This window comes from Paenibacillus sp. GM2FR (assembly GCF_002803325.1).
GTDB lineage: Bacteria > Bacillota > Bacilli > Paenibacillales > Paenibacillaceae > Paenibacillus_AQ > Paenibacillus_AQ lautus.
Genome location: NZ_MKZM01000009.1, coordinates 697,372 through 719,234, shown reverse-complemented (window position 1 = coordinate 719,234; position 21,863 = coordinate 697,372). Strand labels below are relative to the sequence as shown.

Here is a 21,863-nt window from a genome sequence, read left to right as displayed (position 1 = left end):
ACAGCCTCTATTCACGTCAATGGATCATTTCGAAGGTATAGCTATATAGAGCGCCACTCTCGTGCTTACTTCGCCTTCAAGCTTTCCCATGATTTCTGAATGCCTTCGAACAATTGGTTCTTGTCCACATTGCCAGCCACATAACCTTGCATCTGACTGCCGAATTCATTCATGCCGCCGTCAGGGAATTTGTTGAACTCCCAGCTAAGCGCTTTGTTCTCTTTACTGTATTTCATGACATCGTTGCCCAGGTCGCCAAGCGTCTCGCTGTTCGCTTCGATGCTGGTCAGTGCCGGGATGAACTTGAACTCTTCCGTAATATAACGTTTACCGGTCTCCGAAGTGACAAGCCAGTTCAAGAATTCCTTGGCTTCATCCTTCACCTTCGATTTGTTGTTCACGACCCAGTTGTTTGGCACGCCGATCGGAAGCTTGTCATTCTCTTCGGCATTGTCATTGATCGGCATTGGCAGAAGGCCGATGTTCAGATCCGGATTGATACCGTCGATTTGCACTTGCGTCCAGTTCCCGTTCTGGGTCATGGCCGCTTCACCGCTGGCAAAGGTCGTGATTTCCGTGTTGTAATCCGTCGTCAGCGGGTTCTTCTGCCCGTATTGAACGGTAAGGTCGAACAGTCTCATCCATTCGTCGAATTTCGCGTTGCCTACCAGTTTCTCCGTGCCTTCATTCATTCCTTTGACAAATGCATCCGGATCTTCTTGATGGGCGAATGGAATGTTCAGCAAGTGGTTGGCCAAAATCCAGGTCTCTTGGTATCCGTTCACGAATGGCGTAATGCCGGCCGCTTGCAGTTTTTTGGCTGCTTCCTCAAGCTCCGTGAGTGTCTTAGGAAGCTCGGTAATTCCTGCCTTCTCAAACAAGTCTTTGTTATAAATAAATCCATAACCCTCGATGGTCATCGGTTGTCCGTACAGTTTACCGTCTTTGGTCATAGGCTCTTTGGCAACGTCAACAACGTCCTTCACCCATGGCTGGTCCGACAGATCCTCGACATTCTCGAACCACGTTTCGAGATCGCGATATCCGCCAACGTTGAAAATGTCCGGCTCATCGCCGGAAGCGAACTTCGCTTTCAGCGCCGCGCCGTAATCAGAGCCGCCGCCAACGGTTTGAATGTCCAGCTTAATGCCGGGATGCTCTTTTTCGTATTCGGCTTTCAGTTTATTCAGAGCCTCGGCGATTTCGACTTTAAATTGGAAAATCTTAATCGTTTTCGTTCCGCCTTCGGCGCCACCATCAGCGCCTTGATTGTCCTCATTTTTGCCGCCACAGGCTGCAAGCAGCGTGGAGAACGCCAGAACCATGACCAGGAGCAGCTTACCGTATTTCTTCATTGTGAATCCTCCCTTTTTTTCTTCTATAACATCGTGTGCTGCATTCGTTGATAGCGTTTACTTTTTCAGTATAATCAACCTATTTTCGTTAAATCAGGTATTATATTGATCTTTGAGGGGGAAGGAATTGACCGTTTGACGGCTACCCCTTCACCGCTCCTTGCGTAATGCCCTCAATGATGTATTTCTGCATGGCCAGGAAGAAAATAATGACCGGCATGATCCCCAGCACCAGCGCTGGAAGAGCCAAATCCCACTGCTTCGTATACTGCCCAAAAAAGGCAAAAGTAGCAATTGGAATGGTCCGTAGCTCTGCGGACTGCAGGATCAAGGATGGAAGCAGATAGTCATTCCAGATCCACAAAGTGTTCAGAATAATGACCGTAACGAACATCGGCTTCATCAGCGGGAATACCACCCGGAAAAATACGCCGTAGCCGCTGGATCCATCCACGGTTGCGGCTTCTTCGATCTCCATCGGAATCGATTTCACGAAGCCATGGAACAGGAACACGCTCAGCGGAACCCCGAAGCCCAGGTAACAAATAATGAGCCCGTACAAGCTGTTGTTAATGCCAAGCGTTGCCGTCACTTTCACGAGCGGAATCATGATCGATTGGAACGGAATGACCATCGCCGCTACAAACAGTGCAAACATGATCTGGTTAAAACGCGTGTTCCGTCGAACCATCTGGTAAGCGGTCATGGCACTTAACATCGCCAGCAGCAGATTGCTGGCAACCGTAACGACCAGCGAGTTCCAGAACGCCTGCGGAAAGTTGGTGATATCCCACGCCCGTGAATAGTTGCTCCATTCAAGAGTGGTCGGAAGCCCTGCTGAGTCCGTCAACAGATCGCCGAAGGTTTTCACGGAGTTCACGAACAGGAAGTAGAACGGGACCAGGAAGAGCAACGCTACGATGATCATGATGATCTCGGTGGCCATGGTGTTCAGCCGGTATTTTCTCGTGGTCTCCATTACGCTTCAACCTCCTTGCTCTTCGTGAATCGAACCTGCAGACTTGTTATGATGGCAACCACGATGAAAAAGATGACTGCCTTCGCCGTTCCGAGTCCGAGACGGTTATTCGTATAAGCCTCGTTGTAAATATTCATGGCCACCGACTCTGTGGAGCCGAACGGTCCGCCTTTGGTCAGGGAAAGGTTCAAGTCGAACATTTTGAAGGACCAGGAAATCGCCAGGAACAAACATACCGTAACCGCCGGCATGACAAGCGGTATAATAATGGACCGCAGTACCTGTCCTCTGCTCGCGCCGTCGATTTCGGCTGCCTCAAGAATATCCCTCGGCACGTTGTTGAGCGAGGAGATGTAGATGACCATCAGGTAACCGGCCGTCTGCCATACGAAAACGATTACAATTGCCCAAAAGGCAGTTCCCTTCGTGCCGAGCCACGGCAGGTTAAAGAATCCCAGGTTTGTGGCATTGCCAATCGCCGCGAATCCTTTGACAAAAATAAATTGCCAGATGAAGCCGAGCAGCAAGCCGCCGATGACGTTTGGCATGAAGAAGATCGTCCGGAGCACGTTCCGTGTTTTAAGCGGCTTGGTCAGGAAGTATGCCAGTAAAAATCCGAGTAGATTCGTCAGGATGACCCCAAGCACCGTAAACCGGGTTGTGAACCAGAAGGCATCACGGAATTTATCATCATTGGTAAAAATGGTAACAAAATTATCAAAGCCGACAAAGTCGATTTTGCTTGACACGCCATTCCAGTTCGTGAAGGAATAATAAAGACCCAGAAGGAACGGAATGATCATGATCAGGATGAAAAAAATAGTGGAGGGTCCCACGAAAAGAAACTGCTGCAGCAGCGCCGAAGATTTTTTTCGATTCATCCCTTGATCTCCCCTTTTCGTTAAGTTGTTGTATGATGTACAGCCATTATGCGGTAACCTGTAAACAATAAACACGGAGAATCATGAACCGTTAGGTGTAAAATATTGACCATACGCGCTTATGCCCATTCGATAATCCAGGGGGTGATCCTTCATGAAATACCGCAGCATCCAGACCCGGCTGATCACGTTCATGCTCGCTGTCACAACCATTCCGCTCCTGCTCTCGCTGCTCATTACGTTTACGCATACCCGCGAGTCCGTGAAGGAGCAGACAGTGGATGAAAATATACGGTTGATTTATCAAGGAGCCACCAATCTGATGAACTATTTGCGCGGCATCGACCGCGCCTCCCTGTCCGTATATTCCGATCCCCATTTTCTGCGCAACCTTGCCTTAGATCCCGATAATCACCGGGTTGTAGCCGAGCTGTATACGACCTTGCAGGCCATTCAAACGGGCACGCAGGACGTGCATCAAATTTATCTGCACAATCATTTGACAGGTCAGTCCACCCAGGTATCCAGCAATCTGCCTCGCAGGGAATTCCGGCAGGCGCCGTACCGTAAAATAGAAGAGTTTGGCCCGGGCAATACGGCCATCGAGCCCGTCCATCAGGTGCACAGTTACGGCTTCCCTCCGCGGCCTGCGGACATTCTGAATTTTGAAGTTTTCACCTTCTATCGATCCATCACCAACGTGCCGTCACCCGACCAATATGCCCTTATGGCGATCGATGTGAAGCTTGACAGTATTTTGGCCATTTGCGACCAACTGTATGCTAAAGGGGAAGAACAGCTATACTTGATTGATGACAAGGGAAGCATCATCTATGGTCCGGATCCGCAGCAGAGAGGGCAACGTCTGGACGACCCTGTGCTAATGGGCGAAATCGCTCAAGCGGATAATGGATATTACGATGGCGAAGACGCGATGATCGTTTACGAGAAGCTCGATTTGCCTTACGCTCCTTGGACGCTTGTCAAACAAATCCCGCATCAAACGCTGTACAAACATTCGACAGAACTAACGAGTATTAACGCGATTATTGCGATATTAGCACTGTTCATTGTCATATTTGGCACCCTATGGATATCCATTCGAATTACAAGACCCATTAAACAACTCACAAGCTATATGAATCAGGTGAAAACCGGGCGGCTTGACGTGGATATTGACGTTACAAGCCCGGATGAGATCGGGATTCTTTCCCGCCGCTTCCGAACCATGATGGACACCATCAACAACCTGATCCTGCGTGAGTACCGGCTGGAAATCGCCAATAAGACCAATCAGCTGAAGGCACTCCAGGCCCAGATTGATCCGCATTTCCTATACAATTCGCTCCAGTCGATCGGTACCTTGGCCCTGCAGCATAATGTGCCGCGAATTTATTCCCTGCTCTCTTCGCTGGCGAATATGATGCGCTACAATATGCGCAACAGCGAGGGGAAAGTAACGCTGCAGGATGAGATCAACCATGTGCGGCTGTACCTTGAGCTGCAGAAGCAGCGGTTCAGGGACCAGCTGGACATTACTTGGGATTTGGATCCGGAGAGCCTTACGGCTCCGGTTCCGAAGATGATCCTGCAGCCGATTGTTGAGAATTATTTCAAGCATGGCATGAATACACACGCCGGCGTCGGCCATATATCCATGTCTTCCCGCATCTCGGAAGATCGCCGCTTGATGGTCGTCGTTGAAAATAACGGGTCATCCATCGAAGAGGCAGAGCTCGCTTCGATTCGAACCAAGCTAGCGACGGCGTACGGCCACCCTGACCGTAACGATGCCGGCAATGATTCGATCGGGCTCTTAAACGTATTGATGCGTTTGAACTTATACTCCGACAACAAGGCTGGATTAACAATAGAGAATGTCGTGCCTCACGGCGTCAGGGTCACGCTCGATATCAACGCATGGGAGAGTGAACAGTAGAATGAGAGTATTGATCGTAGATGACGAACAGCATGTGCGGGAGGCAATAGGGCTTCTGGCAGACTGGGAGCGGCATGGCATCACGGAAATCGATCAGGCCGCTGACGGGGAGGAAGCGGTGCGACTAATCGAGGAGAACAAACCGCAAATTGTCATGACCGACATGCGAATGCCCCGCAAAAACGGACTGGAGCTGCTCACCTGGCTGCATACCACGAAACCGGATATTAAAGTGCTCGTCATTAGCGGATATGATGATTTTGAATATGTGCGTCATACGATCCGTTCGGGAGGCATTGACTATATCCTCAAGCCCGTTGAACCGGACAGCTTGAACGAGGCGCTGGCCAAAGCGGTTCAAACCTGGCAGCTCGAGGAAGAGAAACGGCAGCAGATAACCAATCAGAATATCGAAATGAATCAGATGACCCCTTTCTATATGGACCGCCTGCTCTCGGATCTCGTTAACGGCTACGGCAACAGGGACAGCGTGGTTTCTCAATTGCGGAACCGGATGACGCTGCCGGTAATCGGCCTGACCTATAACGTTGCCGTGCTGCGCGATGATCAATTTGACGAAGCTTTGCTGTCCAAATTCCGCAACAGGCGCCATCTGCTATCCTTCACGCTCATCAATATTTGCAATGAGCTGTTGATGGATCAGGGGGTTGCCTTTCGACACATCGACAAACCCGGGGAAATCATTCTGCTCTGTTGGAATCCGCGGCTTCCCTTTAACGACGTGCTGGAACGAATCAATGACGGGTTCTTCTCCACCCTTCGCAGGCGGAGCCATTTCGGTGCCGCCAAAGCAGGCGCCTTTCCCGATGATCTGCCGAAGGCTTATCTAAATGCCGTCCAAGCCTTGTGCAGCCGCAATTTATTAACCGGCAAATGCCGCATCCATCGCGAACGTGCCGTTGAAAGCGAAGGCTCGCGCACCCTGCGTCTCTCCTCTTACGAGGAGAAATTCAAGTTGGCTGCACTCAGCGGGAGTAAAGAGCGCATTGAGACAGCCACGGAAGAGTGGCTCCAGGATGTACGCGAGAGGGATCTCGTATCGCCGGAGCATCTGGTGAGGTGGAATTCGGAGTGGGACTGGATCCAGTATCACTGGACGGAAAATGAAGTGAAAAGCACGCAGGAACCCGTCGAAGACGCTGAAATCTCGCAGGATCTCCCCTCCGCGCTTCCTTACAGCGAGGACGGAATGATCTGCTGGGACCGCTGGCGCGAACAGATCAGCGGAAGGCTTAATGCGGCATCCCGGGTCCTTACCCAGATCCATTCCAAGGACAACCACATCATTCATGACATTGCCCGCTATTTGGAGCAGCACTATCATGAGGAGATTTCCCTTCAGCAAATTGCGGGGAAGTTCTTTCTTAGCAGAGAGTACATTTCGCGTAAATTCAAACAGGAATTCGCCGTGACGTTATCGGATTTTCTCGGGCGGATTCGAATCAACAAAGCCAAAACACTGCTGCTCAATCCCCAGATCCGGATCGCCCAGATCGCGGAGATGGTCGGTTACCAAGACGAGAAATATTTCAGTAAGGTATTCAAAAAGATGGAGGGTTTCACGCCCAACGAATACCGCAAGAAGCATATGAGTTGAGGGGAAGGCCAGCGTCCTTTACTCGGTTCGCTGGCTTGATATTCATTCTTTTGGGTATATTCTATATATTCCAGACTGATATCAGGAGGAGATTGTATGTACCGCACCAACCCGTACCGCTGGTGGAATCTGCTGTTTTTCGCCGGGGTAATCACCGTGAATGTGTTATCAGGCATGCTGCCCCTAGGAGGCAGAACAACCGGGGAGATATCGGATATGTATTATACGGCGATCACTCCCGCAGGTTATGCCTTTTCCATATGGTCCGTCATCTATGTGCTGCTGCTCTTTTTTGTCATCTACCAGCTGCGTCGTGACACCGGAAACCGCGATTCCGTAAGATCCATCGGGCCATGGTTTATAGTCAGCTGCGTATTCAATATGGCTTGGCTTGTATTATGGCACTATTTGTACATTGAATGGTCTGTCGTGGCGATGTTGTTACTGCTGTTAACTCTGTGGGTTCTATATGTGCGCACGCATACGATAGACTATCCGACGTCAGGCGAGAAGTTCTGTCTGAAATTGCCGTTCAGCCTATATATCGGCTGGGTGTGCCCTGCCTTTATCGTCAATGTCGGGATCGTGTTTCAGAAGAATGACTGGAGCCTCTTCGGCCTGCGCGAGACCACTTTGGGGATTGTGCTGCTCTGCATCGGTGCTTTACTCGCTTTCCTGATCGGCCAGCGTTACCGGGACAGCATCGTGCCGCTGGTCTTCACCTGGGCTTACATCGCGATCGCGGCCGAGCATCGGGAGACCGACAGCATCTTAATGACCGCCTTCGTACTCTCTATCGTCCTGCTCGTATATGCTATATGGCTCTTCTTTACGCGCAATCGGAGACGATCCCGGTATTAAACCGGGTCTTAACAAAAAGCACAGTTCTTGCTCATCCAGGAGATTAGTTTCAATACGCAATTTTCATAGTGCATAAAAAAGGAGCTTTGCCAATGCAGGCAAAGCTCCTTTTTAACATCTGATAATAACGCTTATTGCTTAACGGCGATGACTTCAATCTCAACCAGTCCGTCCTTCGGCAAACGAGCAACCTCAACGGCGCTCCGAGCAGGGTACGGCTCGGAGAAGAAGCTGCCGTAGACTTCGTTGACCACCGCGAAATCGTTCATATCCTTCAGGAATACCGTGGTTTTCACCACGTGATCCAGGCTTGTCCCGGCAGCTTCAAGGATCGCCTTTACGTTGTTGAGCGACAGCTTCGCCTGCTCCTGAACCCCCTCGCCGAACTCGCCCGTTTCCGGATTCAGGCCCAACTGGCCTGAAGTATATACGAATCCGTTGATTTCAACAGCTTGGCTGTAAGGTCCGATGGCTCCCGGGGCTTTGTTGGTCGATATGATATGTTTACTCATGATATGTCACCCTTTCTATGTATTCCTATCTGTGTACATTGTAATCTGCTACGGGTACTCTGGCAAATTTAATCGGCGGCCTCGCCGAGAACATGGATGACTTCATTGGTGTATACATGGTGGCCTTTCATATCCGTTAAGCCGATATTCACCATCGACTTGGCTACTTTCCGCGCGGGTATGGCCCGGTATGGAGCCAGCTTCGGACCTTTGAATGCAAAGTCGAGGGAAGTCATGAGAACCGATGCCATCCGTTCTCCAAACCGCCGCTCGGGCCGCTCGCCCAGCAATAATGACGGTCTGAACAGATGCAGCCCCCGAAAACCGATCCCGGCCAGCTTTTCTTCAACCTCTCCCTTGGTCCGAAGATAGAAATTACGCACCTTCGGATCGGCGCCCGCAGAACTGACCGCCATAAATTGTCTCACCCCGTGCCGCTTAGCCAACTCGGCTGTCTTGATGACATAATCCACATCCACTTTGCGGAACTGCTGCTGGGAACCGGCCTTTTTGATCGTTGTTCCCAGGCAGCAGTACACGCTATGGACGCCGGAAAAAGCTTCGCTGTACCGATCCAGCCGATCCCATTCCACCAGGATGGGCTTCAGCTGGGGATGCGCAATATCAGGAAGACTTCGTACCAGCACGCGAACCTCTTCAAGCTCCTCGCGGCCCAGCAGTTCTTCGGTTACCATACGCCCCACAAGCCCCGTGGCCCCAACTACGAGTGCAACCATTCCCACCTCAAACCCACCCTCCGTTCATGATTCCTTTTGACCTCATTCTACACCGCATCGGACCCAAGTCAATATGACTTTCTAAATATAAAACTCACATGAATTTCTCATGGCGCATGATCTGGACAACCACGCCTAAAAAAACAAAAAAAGAGTGCAAATCAGGCTCGATTTGCACTCTTTCTCCAAGCGGTTATGAAACTGGTCAGCGGTTTCCACTCTCTGCGGAGCCAGCCGGAGGATTCGGCAGTTTCCTCCGCCATGAGGCCCGCGGTGGGCGCTGCCGCCTGCTGACTGTCCGTGACAGGGAGAAATTCCTCATTCATCATCTCATAGTATCCCAAATGATAGGTGCTGACCATGTCTCCGTGTAAGGTAAACACCTTGCCGTCACGAATATCGATCACCTTGCCGGTCACAACCCGGGATTCCAACATGATTCGTTCTGCCTCCCTTATCGTCTTATGGACTAGTCGCGGTATCTTGTACTCCAATCCGTATATTCACGCTCCGCCGCATCCTTCGTGTGCCCATAACGTTCCTGCAGCTTGCCAACCAATTTATCTTTCTCGCCGTCGATCACATCAAGATCGTCATCCGTCAATTTGCCCCATTGCTTCTTCGCTTCACCCTTCATCTGTTTCCATTTCCCTTTAAATACGTTGCTATCCATAAATATCAGCTCCTCTTAGAGTAATGAATGATGAAATGTAGAATTGCCTGTACTTGTGTATACCCCTCAGGAGTTTTTCTGAATCCTGGCAAACGATTCATCACGATGTTCAATCTTGAACCGCTCCCCAAAGATCAGCATTCAAAAAAGCGCCCCCATAGATCTCAATAGATCCACGGGGGCCCTTTACTTCCGCATGAATATCCCATTTCTTTCCTATCCCAAGAAACAAAAACTGCCACATCATCCCTTCAGTTTGATGACCGCCCCTTCCCTTTCCCTCTCCTTGTCCTTTTCCTCCTCTTTATCTTCCCCAACCAGCTCTCTTGCGGAAGCTTTGAATTCAGATAACGTGCGGCCCACCGCCCGGCCAAGCTCCGGCAGCTTGGAAGGCCCGAACAGAATGAGCACGACAATCAAAATCATCATCAATCCGACAAAGCCGACATTTTGGAACATAAGGACCCAACTCCTTTAATAAGTGATGGTGACTGTGCTTTTTGGAAACGAAGCCGCTTTGGATCGGCTCGTTTCATGGAATCATAACAACTTACTTCTTCTTATCCTTGCTTGGGTACACGGCGACGGCTTCAATCTCAATCAACCAATCGGCGTTCACGAGGCTGGCTACTCCCACGGTGGAACGCGCAGGCTTAATGGGATTCTCCTTCGTATTGAAAAATTGGGCGTAAGCATCAAACCAACCGGTATAATCAAAGGTTCCGTTCTTGGCTGCATCCGGGGTCAGGTACACTCTCAAATAAACGACATCTTTCATTGTCAGTCCCTGCTCCTTCAGCTGCTTCTCGATTTCTTTCAAGATGCCGATCCCCTGGGTTTTCGTATCGCCATAGCGCTCATAAACCGTCTTGCCATCCTTGTTCAGTAAGGGCGGAACCGTCCCGCTTGTAAAGAGATAGGAAGCTCCCTCGGGTACGATAACCCCGCTGGAAATAGAGGAGGTAGGACTGCCGTAAAATTTTGGGGAGGGTATGGCTTTGGGCGGCTTCTTATGGGCAGAAGCGTTATCCGCATACGCGGTCACGCTCACGGCACTGAACAGCATGGCCAGCGCCAGGATCGTCTTCATTTTATTTTTCATTGGAGTTGTCTCCCTTCTATTCATGCTTTCATCACGCGCTGATGGATATCGGTTACGACCTCGCGGGCGGACTCAATGGCGCCTGCCTGCCAGGCCGTAATGTAGCTGATATGCTCCCCTGCCAGGTAAATGCGGTTATCCGGCTTGCAGAGGGTAGGGTAGTAGGTTTTCCTATCATTGGCGGAATAGGATACCCAGCCCCCCTCCTGGTATTTGGTCTTCTTCCAGTCGATCGAGAAGGATGCCTCGAACTCCTTCGGATACTGCGGATGGATTTTGGCACCCTGCGTCAACGCCAGTTTCTCGCGCTCGGCATACGACATGCCGCCGAGTTTATCAGCGATGCCTCCGTACGCATAATAGCCAAGCAGGATCCCCTTCCTCCCAAAATAATCTGTCGGCGGATAGTAGATTTGCGTGATGTCCATATTCGTCAAACTGCTGCCGCCGTACAAATACTCGTCCTCTTCCCAGAAGCGCCGCTTGAACTGCAAACCGATTTTACCGGCGGAGGCGTAGCCAACGCTGCTGATCGCTTTGGACATCTCCGGCGAGAAGTCGGCCGGGATCTTCTTCAGCACCGTCAGCGGTATGGTGCAGATACAGTAATCGCCGCGGATTTCCTGCTCTCTGCCGGAATGGCCGTCCGCGTACACAATCCGCACACCAGAGGTAGACTGGCGAATTTCCTTCACCTCGGCCCGGTACTTGATCCGGCTGCCTACCCGTTTCTCAAATGCCTTAACGATGGCGTCCATGCCGCCTACGGGATGAAACATCATCATCTGCTGGTCGTAACCGTATTCGTTGCTGAAATATTTCCCGAAGCCGGAATTGATGATCGCCTTCAAATCGAACGGATCCCGGAGCACACCCGCATCCAGGCGGCTTCCCGGTTCATCCTTATATCCGCCGCGCTCCGATCCCTTATAGAACAGGTCCGGATTCAGATCTCCTTCGGCCTTCAGGTAATCGACCAGCTTCAGCTTCTCTTCCGCCGTCAGCGGCAGATCCAGCGCATTTTGATTCACGGCTTTGGCCAGCATCTCGGCCACGTATCCGCGCACGTCGGCTTTGGCTGCACGCTTGGGGACGCGCTGCCCCGATAAAGCCCCCACGTTCTCGTTATAGTAATAGCCGCTCTCATTCACATTGTTGAATGGCTCGATGGCTACGCCAAACTTCTTGCAATAATCCAGCGTGACGTGAAACTGCGGAATCCGCATCGGACCTGCATTGAAATACAGTCCGTTATCAAAGCGGGACGTCTGGCGGCCGGATCCGATCTCGGCCACGGAGGTTCCTTTGCGGATCGTCCAGTTGCGCCCACCGGCGAAGCTTTTCGCTTCCAATATCGTACAGTCGTAACCTGCAAGACCGAGCTCATACGCCGCCGTCAGACCCGCGATCCCTGCGCCGAGAATAATAATCTTCTTGCCGCCGCGGCCGCTTAAGTTCAAGTCATCCTTCCCGGGAGGCGTATATCCCGCTGCTTTCAACGTTTCCGGTGTAAGGAGCCCCATCGTACCCATCAAGCTGAAGACAGCGACAGAGCCGCCCACCTTGCCAACAGTCGTCAGAAATTGCCTCCGGGTCATCTCTTTTGGTTGTTCTTTTGTAGCCACCCTCGTTCACTCCTTCGCTAGTTTGTGTGATTGGATTCATGAGCCGATCTTAGCAGAGAAAACAAGATTTGACTTAAAACTTGTCAGGAATTCTTACATGATTTTTTTATTTTTGAAAAGTGATTGCTTTTTCACCCTGTTTTTCATAAAATCATGTCATAAATCCTTCCAAACAAAATGAATAAGCCCAAATTATTGCCGTTTTATCTTCTTCGGTTTTAATCCCAAGCCATTTACAGCAGCTCAGGGTTAACAATACTTACATAGGAGGTAAAGATCATGGAGAGTAAGGTGATGAGTATTGGGGTTGTTTGCGAACTGACCGGCTTGACGGAACGGCAAATCCGGTATTACGAGGAACGGAAGCTTATATTTCCGGAGCGTACGAAGGGAGGGAATCGCCGATATTCTTTTGAGGATGTGAAGATCATCCAGGAAATCCATCAAAAAATGCAGGAGGGATTTAATACATTTGAACTTAAAGAATTGAACAAAACGAAAAAACAGCGCTGCACGCCCATCTTCCGATGATGTAGAAAGGAGTGAACGAGACTATGGAGTTCAAGAATACGATGACGATGCTGGAGCACATCGCCGAGCTAAGGAAGCGGATCCTTCAGGTGGCCGCCGTCTTCATTCTGAGCATGGCTGCCGGCTTGATTGCCGCTCCCCATATGTTATCCGTATTGAAACATCACTCGCCAGCCTTTCAGGTAACCTGGAACGTATTCTCGCCATGGGACGGACTGCGCATCTATATGAGCATAAGCATCGTATTATCGCTGCTTCCTACCCTGCCATTTGCCCTTTATCAAATATGGCTGTTCGTCAATCAGGGGCTGAATAACCGCGAGCAGAGAGCAGCTCTCCGGTTTATCCCCTTCTCTGCGTTATGCTTTATCATAGGGGTTTGTTTCGCGTATTTTGTCGTTTTTCCCATGAGTCTTGCCTTTACGACGGGAATCAACAGTCAAATGGAACTCGTGGAAACATATGGTGTCTCCCAGTACTTCGGGTTCATGTTCAATATCATTATCCCGCTGTCCCTTGCCTTTGAGCTGCCTGTCGTCGTCCTGTTTCTAACGCGAATAGGAATATTAAGCCCGGCCATTCTGCACACGATGAGGCGGTATGCCTATGTCGTTCTGGTGATCGTTGCAGCGCTGATCTCGCCGCCTGACCTCGTATCCCACCTGATGGTTGCCATCCCGCTCATTGGTCTGTATGAGATCAGCACATGGCTGGCTAGCTGGATGCATCGCAAACAGAAGCATGTGGAGCATGAAGAAGGCACGGAAATCGATACGGCTCACCAGATGATATGATATCCGGTTTTCATTCATCCCTAGCCAAAACGACGGGAGCAGCATGGAGATCGCAACCACTTGCTTAGCTGTCCTGGGGTCCAGTGATATGTTAACGACAGTCACACAATAAAGAGGCCGTTTACCTGCACAGGTACGGCCTCTTTCTTATTCCTATTCTATTGAACCAGCAGCGATTCCCTGCTTATTACCACTAGCGGATCGTAATGACCTTCTTCTCCGCTTTCATATATTTAACGAACATGCCCGCATATTCGGGATCCCACTGGGTTCCCCTGCCGGCTTCCAGTATGTTCAAGGCATCAACGGATTTCATGCCGCTGCGGTACGGCCTGTCCGACGTCATGGCATCATAGGCATCGGCCACGGCAATAATCCGGCCGAACAGCGGAATTTCCTTCCCCTTCAAACCGTCAGGGTATCCGCACCCGTCATACCGCTCATGATGGGATCGCACCCCCTCTAGATAAGGTGCCATGGCATCGGCAGGCTCGATCTGCAGGAGAATGTTCTCTCCTTGAGCCGGGTGAGTCTTTACTTGATCGAACTCCTCTGCCGTCAGTTTTCCTTCCTTCAGCAAAATGTTGTCCCGAACCCCGATCTTGCCGATATCATGCAGCAATGCCGTCTTGTGCAAAAGATCTATCTGCTCTTCGCTAAGTCCAGCCAGCCGGCCGAGTAACACCGAATATTCCGCCACCCGAAGCGAATGTCCTGCCGTGTAAGGATCTCTGGCATCCAGCGCCGCTGCCAGGGCGGCAAAGTAACTGTCCAGCAGCTTGCGATTCCGCTCCTCGCGCACCTGCAGTCCGCGAACCATCATATTGAAACCCGCGATCAGATTGGAAAACTCATCGGAATAGAGATTGGAGGTCTGAATCAGACGCCCTTCCTTAATCTCATTCATCGCCCGGTACAGCTGCCGGATCGGCCGCTGTAAATCCTGGGTCAAGAGCCAGGCGCCGATATAAGCAAAACCGACACCAAGCAGCAATATAAATCCCGCCCAGCCCCAGTACTGCTGTGCTACGATCTGACTAAGCCCCTCCAGACGAATCTGCACCGCCAGACTGAACAGAAACAGCGGAAAGGTGCCGATCAGCATCGTGCTCAGCAGAAACTTCGTCCGAATCGCCATGAATACATGGCCCTCAAGGGAGAAATCCACGCCATAACGCGACAACGCCTGCCGCCGAATCTCTTTAATCAGCGGACGGATAGCAGCGATCGTCAGGAAGAATTCGATCATGGCATGACAGCTGGCTAGCAGGACCGCCCCAAGACAAGCCAGCCATATATAGAACGGCGGAAAATTCAATTTTCCCTGCTCCATCATCCAAACCGTAAGCAGAATGGCCGGAAGCGACAAACCGAGCAGATGAGGTCCGAATATGCGGTATACCGCTAAACGCGGCATGCGGTGTATACTCAAATATGCTTTTTCCAACGTTTCCAAATCCGTATTCCCTTCATTAAACCCCGCGTGAATCGGTCGTAAATGCCGAAGAAAGACGGTCAGCTCCGACGCAATCATCACCATGAACGAAATGGCCAGTATGACCACAAGACGCACGCCTTCCTCAATAGGAATTTCCAGAGTCGTTACCATTAATACGCCACCCACAACAAGCACAGCTGCAATGGACCCGATCATATAGTTCCGGATTAGCTGTTTAAGAAAAGACTTATACAGTTGCATGGAACGCCTACTTTCATTAACAGATGATAACATCGGCAAGGCATATGAGCTCTGAACGTATTCGACATGATGCTACAATTTTAAGAGCGCAGCAGCAGAATTTGCAAGAAAAAACTGTTAATATGAATATCGTTGGATTTCAGGAAAAAATCAAGCATTTTTGCATGACATTCTAATATTCATTTGAATATCTTTGCTTATTACGAGCACGTGTGCTATAATAAGTAATTGTTATATGAAGTTTAACCCCGTTAGTTCCTCGAAACATGGTTATTTACATCTCTGTTGAAGTGCAAATTCCTATTTTATGACCCTACGAGTAAGAGTTTTATGGAACAGTTTTCTGATTCACACTGGAGCGGTCATCGGAGCCGCAAGGACGAAAGAGAGGCAGGGCTTTTGTCGTTTTAGAAGCAAAGATTCTTGAAGAAACTTCAAATACGGAACCGACTGTACAGCCGTTATTGGCCGTCAGGGGTTAAATTTTATATGTGCTTTTTAGCGCTCAATCAAGGACTCGGCCTTTGGCCGGGTCCTTTTCCATGTTACGCTGCTCTTTCGTTTGTCGAATCCCAAAAGACCAGTGACAGCCGCCTAAACGGCTGCATATGATACCGGAGACGATGAGTATTCGGAAGGAGCGTGTTGTTTTGAAGAAAAAGAAGAAAAACCCATCATCTTCCTCTTCCCAGCCCTACAGGGTAGATCCCCATACAAGGGAGCTTGATCTGCTTGAGCGAAATAAAGGACGCAGCCTCAAAAAAGATAAAGATGCCCACATCCTTTCAGCTGCTACCATTATGGATTTGGATGAGGATCTTATCGGCCTTATGGAATTAAAACAAGAAGAAAACAAACAAAACAAGGAAAACAAAGAAAACACTCCACTATCGATATCTGACGAAGATTCCAGCTTACCTACAGAAGATGCTGTAGCCGCTGACACTCCGTCCGTGCCTACCGATCCCCCATCCCTTCCCGAGATAGAGATTGAGCATGTGCAGCTGATTATGGAAAAGGAAATGCCTGAAATTAAGGGTGCATTCATATATACAGAGGACATAGGGGAATATGCGGTAACCGAAAGCCGGATCGCTTCGAGAGCGGTCACAGCATCCAAGCTGTCACGTGGTGCCGTCGGGCCTGAAGCCATACAGGATTACAGCATCACCAGTCTGCACCTTGCCGACGAAGCTGTAACCTCCGGAAAAATCGCGCCATTATCGGTCACAGGAGAACATCTGATGGATGGCATCTTGTCTACGCGCAAGTTTCGAGACGGCTCCGTCAATGCCAGCAAGATCAAGGATGGCAGCGTAACCTCGCAGAAGCTGGCAGACCACGCCGTGGTCAGCGACAAAATCGCGGATGGGGCTATTACTGCACGTCATCTTCAACAGCTACTCGTGACGAGCGACCTGCTCGAAGACCAGGCGGTTCAAGGAGACAAAATCGCATCCAGCGCCGTAGAAACACGCCATCTCGCTAATGAGAGCGTCCATAGCTCCAAGCTTGCCGAGGATGCAGTCACTTCGACCAAAATCCGTGAAGGTGCCGTAACAGGAAAAAAAATTGCCGATGATACCATCTCGGGTTCTCACATAAAACCGCAAAGCATCGAGAGCAAACATTTGGCCAGCGAGGCCGTAACTGCGGAGCATATTGCTGCCGGCAGCATCGGGTCAGGCCTCATTGCTGACGGTGCCGTCAACGCCGGGCATATTCAGGAAGGCTCGCTCAGCGCCCGCCATTTAGCGGACGGAGCCATAGGATCAGGGCAAATCCAGTTCGGCTCCATCGGTTCCGATCAGATCGGCATCAACGCTGTTGCCCCCCGCCATCTGGCTGATTCCAGTGTCACAAGCTCCAAGCTCGCCGATCAATCCGTCCATACGGTGAAGCTGGTTGAACAGGCGGTTACGGCTTCGAAAATCGCGGACCAGAGCATACTCCCTACCAAAATTGCCAATGAAGCCGTTCAAACGCGCCATCTGGCAAAGAGCGCGGTCGAATCGGACCAGATTGCATCGGATGCCATTCATACCCGGCATCTCGCTGCGGATGCAGTAAATGCCGAGCATATTGCCGAGGGCAGCATCTTACCTCAGCATTTCGCGCCTCAGAGCGTCATAGGGCGTGCCATTCAGCCCAAAACGATAGCGGAACAGCATCTGGCTGACGGATCGATCGGAAAACAGCATCTTCAGCCCGCTTCCGTCGGCGAAGAGACGCTGGCACCCGAGAGCGTGACGAGCCAAAAGCTTGCGCTTGGATCGGTTGGCGGAGCCATAATTGCTAAGCATGGCGTAACCTCCGGCAATATTGCCAATGAAGCCATTCAGCAGCAGCACTTGTCAGCAGGCAGTGTAGGCGCCGAAGCCCTGCAAAACGGTGCGGTTCGCGAGCCTCATCTGACCGATGGCTCTGTTGCCAGCCGCCATCTGCAGAAGGGAAGCGTACGGACACAAACACTCGCACAGGGTGCGGTAACGACAGATAAAATTGCTGCAGGCAGCATCGTGGAGTCCTCGATCGGCGATGGGGTAATTGCGCCTCGACATTTGGGGGACCATGCGGTAACCTCGCCGAAGCTGTCTCCGGAAAGCGTGTCCACGGATAAACTGACAGACCTTGCCGTAACTTCAAATAAACTGGCTGAGAGCAGTGTCTCTGCTGGAAAAATAGCTCCAAAAGCTGTTCAATCCACTCATCTCTCGCCGAATTCGGTGACTTCAGAAGCCATTCAGAACAAGGCCGTTACTTCGGAAAAAATTGCTCCGCAGGCTGTAGAGGGCGCACATCTGGGACTGGAATCCATCCTGGGCAAACATATCGTGCAGGAAGCCATTCATGGCTATCACTTGAAGAAAAAATCCATCACGTTAAGCCATTTGGCCGATGAAAGCCGCTCAGCGGAAGCGTTGTTCGCGGACGGCAGCATCCCGGGCGTAAAAATCGGGCCACAATCCATTACGGAAGCCCACCTCTCGCCTTCGTCAGTCTCGGGAGCCGCGCTGCAAGCGAACGCCGTGAGTGGTGATAAGATCAAGCCTCTCTCCATTTCAGCGGTGCACCTGCAAGAAGCGAGCGTCCAGTCTGACCACCTGGGCGTGGATATTGTCAAATCACAGCATATGGATGAAGGATCGGTTACCGGCCGCCATCTTGCTTCCGGCTCCGTCAATGCCCGGCACATTCAGGCAGAGAGCATCGAGTCCGCACATATCACGAACGGCGCCATCCTTCCTGAACATGTCGCCGGAGAATCGATCCAGAGCGGACATCTCGCCGAAGGCGCTGTGAGCTCCAAGCATATTGAATTGTTCTCAATTCAGAGCCATCACCTGGCGCCGTACTCCATCAACGCAGCACATCTCGGAAATCAGTCTGTCGGTCATGTCCACCTGCAACCGGACAGCGTTGGCGTCGATCAATTGCAGCCGGGGGCCGTAAAATCGAGGCAGCTGGCGGAGGGGGCCGTTCTTCCCCATCACCTGCAAATCTCCAGCATCGGTTCGCAGCATATCGAAGCGGGCGCGATCACAACGGAACTTGTGCAGGACGGTGGAATTACGGGAAGCAAGATTGCGAAGGAAACGATATCCGGTACTCACGTTGCGAACGGCTCTCTCACGGGTACGCAGATTGCCGACGGCACTATTGGTAGCAAGCACCTCGGACCGGACGCCTTCGATAACTTCACGTTAGCCGAGGGATCGGTTACAGGCAGCAAGATTGCCGAAGCTTCTATCACCGGCGCGCATGTAGCTGAGGGTTCACTTACTGGTACGCAGATTGCCGACGGCACTATTGGTAGCAAGCACCTCGGACCGGACGCCTTCGATAACTTCACGTTAGCCGAGGGATCGGTTACAGGCAGCAAGATTGCCGAAGCTTCTATCACCGGTGCGCATGTAGCTGAGGGTTCACTTACTGGTGCGCAGATTGCCGACGAAGCCATCGGCAGTAGACACCTCGGACCGGACGCCTTCGATAACTTCACGTTAGCCGAGGGGTCGGTTACAGGCAGCAAGATTGCTGAGGCTTCCATCACCGGTGCGCATGTAGCTGAGGGTTCACTTACTGGTGCGCAGATTGCCGACGAAGCCATCGGCAGTAGACACCTCGGACCGGACGCCTTCGATAACTTCACGTTAGCCGAGGGATCGGTTACAGGCAGCAAGATTGCCGAAGCTTCTATCACCGGTGCACATGTAGCTGAGGGTTCACTTACTGGTGCGCAGATTGCCGACGGCACTATTGGCAGCAAACATCTTGGACCGGATGCCTTCAATAACTTCACGTTAGCCGAAGGATCGGTTACAGGCAGCAAGATTGCTGAGGCTTCCATCACCGGCGCGCATGTAGCTGAGGGTTCACTTACTGGTGCGCAGATTGCCGACGGCGCAATCGGCAGCAAGCATCTCGGGCCGGATGCCTTCAATAACTTCACGTTAGCCGACGGATCAGTTACAGGCAGCAAGATTGCTGAGGCCACCGTTACAGGATCGCACGTTGCTGAGGGGTCACTTACTGGTGCGCAGATTGCCGACGGCGCAATCGGCAGCCGGCATCTCGGACCGGATGCCTTCGATAACTTCACGTTAGCCGAGGGATCGGTTACAGGCAGCAAGATTGCTGAGGCTTCCATCACCGGCGCGCATGTAGCTGAGGGTTCACTTACTGGTGCGCAGATTGCCGACGGGGCAATCGGCAGCAAGCATCTCGGACCGGATGCCTTCAATAACTTCTCGTTAGCCGATGGCTCCATAGACAGCAGCAAGATTGCTGAGGCTTCCATCACCGGCGCTCACGTTGCTGAAGGCTCCCTCACTGGTAACCAGATTGCCGACGAAGCCATCGGCAGTAGACACCTCGGACCGGATGCCTTCAATAACTTCACGTTAGCCGACGGCTCCATAGACAGCAGCAAGATTGCTGAGGCTTCCATCACTGGCGCTCACGTTGCGGATGGTTCGCTTACAGGCGCGCAAATTGCCGACGGAGCCATCGGCAGCAAGCATCTCGGACCGGATGCCTTCAATAACTTCACGTTAGCCGACGGATCAGTTACAGCCAGCAAGATTGCTGAGGCTTCCATCACTGGCGCTCACGTTGCGGATGGTTCGCTTACAGGCGCGCAGATTGCCGACGGCGCAATCGGCAGCAAGCATCTCGGACCGGACGCCTTCAATAACTTTACGTTAGCCGAAGGCTCCATAGACAGCAGCAAGATTGCTGAGGCTTCCATCACCGGCGCTCACGTTGCGGATGGTTCGCTTACAGGCGCACAGATTGCCGACGGAGCCATCAGTAGCAAGCATCTCGGACCGGATGCCTTCAATAACTTCACGTTAGCCGCCGGATCAGTTACAGCCAGCAAGATTGCTGAGGCTTCCATCACCGGCGCTCACGTTGCGGATGGTTCGCTTACAGGCGCACAGATTGCCGACGGAGCCATCAGCAGCAAGCACCTCGGACCGGATGCCTTCGATAACTTCACGTTAGCCGAAGGCTCCATAGACAGCAGCAAGATTGCTAAGGCTTCCATCACCGGCGCTCACGTTGCTGAAGGCTCCCTCACTGGTAACCAGATTGCCGACGAAGCCATCGGCAGTAGACACCTCGGACCGGATGCCTTCAATAACTTCACGTTAGCCGACGGCTCCATAGACAGCAGCAAGATTGCTGAGGCTTCCATCACTGGCGCTCACGTTGCGGATGGTTCGCTTACAGGCGCGCAAATTGCCGACGGAGCCATCAGCAGCAAGCATCTCGGACCGGATGCCTTCAATAACTTCACGTTAGCCGACGGATCAGTTACAGCCAGCAAGATTGCTGAGGCTTCCATCACCGGCGCTCACGTTGCAAACGGCTCCCTAACGGGCGCACAGATTGCCGACGGAGCCATCGGCAGCAAGCACCTCGGACCGGATGCCTTCGATAACTTCACGTTAGCCGAAGGCTCCATCGATGGCAGCAAGCTTGCCGATGGCACAGTCACCAGCGCCCACCTGGCCGAAGGAGCGGTTACCGGACAACAATTGGCACAGGGCGCGGTAACGACGAAACATTTGGGCTTTACTCCTATACGGAGCGCAGCCGGCCAGCCGAAGCTGCAGCAATTCGGAATGACTCCATTTGTATTTGGTGCTGAGGTGCTGACTGAGGTTACCGTCCAATTTGAGGAGCCTTTTGGCGGAATAAACTATATCATTGTAGGGATGAGCAACAATCCGGGCTTCCAGATCTCCCTGAAATCCCAGCGCGAGGATGCCGCCGTCCTTGAAGTAAGCCGCCAGCCTAACTGCAATCTCGCCTATGGTTTCATGTCCTGGATTGCAATCGGTCCTTCACGGTAACACCGGTAACAACATAGCAATCCAAAAAGAGGCTCTCCCCTGCGTGACACGGGAGGGCCTCTTTCACGTCAATATCTTCTTTCCTAATCATGATACAGTCCACATTTGATGGGTCTCCATGACTCCGCTGATGGTTGCCCCGGCATTGCAGCCTTCCATATGATAGCCAATACATTCATCGCAGCGGCTGACTGA

The 21,863-nt window shown here is 51.6% G+C and carries 17 protein-coding genes; 6 read left to right on the top strand and 11 right to left on the bottom strand.

Annotation, left to right across the window (positions count from 1 at the left end; all coding sequences use genetic code 11):
- Positions 1-65 precede the first annotated feature (65 nt).
- From PAEVO_RS24230 to PAEVO_RS24220, 3 genes are all read right to left on the bottom strand, one after another.
- Positions 66-1,355, bottom strand: a complete 1,290-nt coding sequence (locus tag PAEVO_RS24230) for an ABC transporter substrate-binding protein (RefSeq protein WP_100540065.1) — start codon at positions 1,353-1,355, stop codon at positions 66-68.
- 142 nt (positions 1,356-1,497) lie between these two features.
- A complete protein-coding gene (locus PAEVO_RS24225) occupies positions 1,498-2,334 on the bottom strand; it encodes a carbohydrate ABC transporter permease (protein WP_076326017.1) in 837 nt (278 codons plus the stop codon).
- The gene (locus PAEVO_RS24220; protein ID WP_100540064.1) at positions 2,334-3,215 is read right to left on the bottom strand and encodes a carbohydrate ABC transporter permease; all 882 of its coding nucleotides are present in this window, start codon (positions 3,213-3,215) and stop codon (positions 2,334-2,336) included. Before PAEVO_RS24220 ends, PAEVO_RS24225 begins: the two co-directional genes overlap by 1 nt.
- Positions 3,216-3,369: 154 nt before the next feature.
- Between PAEVO_RS24220 and PAEVO_RS24215 the strand changes: the two genes are divergently transcribed.
- From PAEVO_RS24215 to PAEVO_RS24205, 3 genes are all read left to right on the top strand, one after another.
- On the top strand, positions 3,370-5,154 hold the full coding sequence (locus PAEVO_RS24215) for a cache domain-containing sensor histidine kinase (protein ID WP_100540063.1): 1,785 nt from the start codon (positions 3,370-3,372) through the stop codon (positions 5,152-5,154).
- A 1-nt stretch (position 5,155) separates the two neighbouring features.
- Positions 5,156-6,772, top strand: coding sequence for a response regulator (locus PAEVO_RS24210; RefSeq protein WP_100540062.1), 1,617 nt, complete (start codon positions 5,156-5,158; stop codon positions 6,770-6,772).
- Between the two features lie 96 nt (positions 6,773-6,868).
- Positions 6,869-7,633, top strand: a complete 765-nt coding sequence (locus PAEVO_RS24205; RefSeq protein ID WP_100540061.1) for a tryptophan-rich sensory protein — start codon at positions 6,869-6,871, stop codon at positions 7,631-7,633.
- Between the two features lie 131 nt (positions 7,634-7,764).
- Here PAEVO_RS24205 and PAEVO_RS24200 read toward each other — a convergent pair whose 3' ends face one another.
- From PAEVO_RS24200 to PAEVO_RS24170, 7 genes are all read right to left on the bottom strand, one after another.
- Entirely contained in the window at positions 7,765-8,145 is a 381-nt protein-coding gene (locus tag PAEVO_RS24200) for a RidA family protein (protein ID WP_100540060.1), read from the bottom strand.
- A gap of 68 nt (positions 8,146-8,213) precedes the next feature.
- Complete coding sequence (locus PAEVO_RS24195; protein ID WP_100540059.1) at positions 8,214-8,888, bottom strand: NAD(P)H-binding protein; 675 nt, start codon at positions 8,886-8,888, stop codon at positions 8,214-8,216.
- A gap of 155 nt (positions 8,889-9,043) precedes the next feature.
- Positions 9,044-9,319, bottom strand: coding sequence for a hypothetical protein (locus PAEVO_RS24190; RefSeq protein WP_100540058.1), 276 nt, complete (start codon positions 9,317-9,319; stop codon positions 9,044-9,046).
- A gap of 32 nt (positions 9,320-9,351) precedes the next feature.
- Positions 9,352-9,555 carry a CsbD family protein gene (locus PAEVO_RS24185; RefSeq protein ID WP_100540057.1) on the bottom strand — a complete coding sequence of 68 codons (204 nt, stop codon included), beginning with the start codon at positions 9,553-9,555 and terminating at the stop codon, positions 9,352-9,354.
- Between the two features lie 243 nt (positions 9,556-9,798).
- On the bottom strand, positions 9,799-10,014 hold the full coding sequence (locus PAEVO_RS24180) for a twin-arginine translocase TatA/TatE family subunit (protein WP_012818889.1): 216 nt from the start codon (positions 10,012-10,014) through the stop codon (positions 9,799-9,801).
- A 91-nt stretch (positions 10,015-10,105) separates the two neighbouring features.
- Positions 10,106-10,657, bottom strand: coding sequence for a RidA family protein (locus PAEVO_RS24175; RefSeq protein ID WP_100540056.1), 552 nt, complete (start codon positions 10,655-10,657; stop codon positions 10,106-10,108).
- A 20-nt stretch (positions 10,658-10,677) separates the two neighbouring features.
- Complete coding sequence (locus PAEVO_RS24170) at positions 10,678-12,282, bottom strand: flavin monoamine oxidase family protein (RefSeq protein WP_100540055.1); 1,605 nt, start codon at positions 12,280-12,282, stop codon at positions 10,678-10,680.
- Positions 12,283-12,561: 279 nt separating this feature from the next.
- Between PAEVO_RS24170 and PAEVO_RS24165 the strand changes: the two genes are divergently transcribed.
- Together PAEVO_RS24165 and tatC are read left to right on the top strand one after the other, a co-directional pair.
- On the top strand, positions 12,562-12,813 hold the full coding sequence (locus PAEVO_RS24165) for a MerR family transcriptional regulator (RefSeq protein ID WP_100540054.1): 252 nt from the start codon (positions 12,562-12,564) through the stop codon (positions 12,811-12,813).
- 23 nt (positions 12,814-12,836) lie between these two features.
- Complete coding sequence (gene tatC, locus PAEVO_RS24160) at positions 12,837-13,607, top strand: twin-arginine translocase subunit TatC (RefSeq protein ID WP_100540053.1); 771 nt, start codon at positions 12,837-12,839, stop codon at positions 13,605-13,607.
- 193 nt (positions 13,608-13,800) lie between these two features.
- Here the strand turns inward: tatC and PAEVO_RS24155 are convergent, their stop codons facing one another.
- Positions 13,801-15,306, bottom strand: a complete 1,506-nt coding sequence (locus tag PAEVO_RS24155) for an HD-GYP domain-containing protein (RefSeq protein WP_100540052.1) — start codon at positions 15,304-15,306, stop codon at positions 13,801-13,803.
- A gap of 650 nt (positions 15,307-15,956) precedes the next feature.
- Between PAEVO_RS24155 and PAEVO_RS24150 the strand changes: the two genes are divergently transcribed.
- Positions 15,957-21,668, top strand: coding sequence for a WIAG-tail domain (locus PAEVO_RS24150; RefSeq protein ID WP_100540051.1), 5,712 nt, complete (start codon positions 15,957-15,959; stop codon positions 21,666-21,668).
- Positions 21,669-21,863 lie beyond the last annotated feature (195 nt).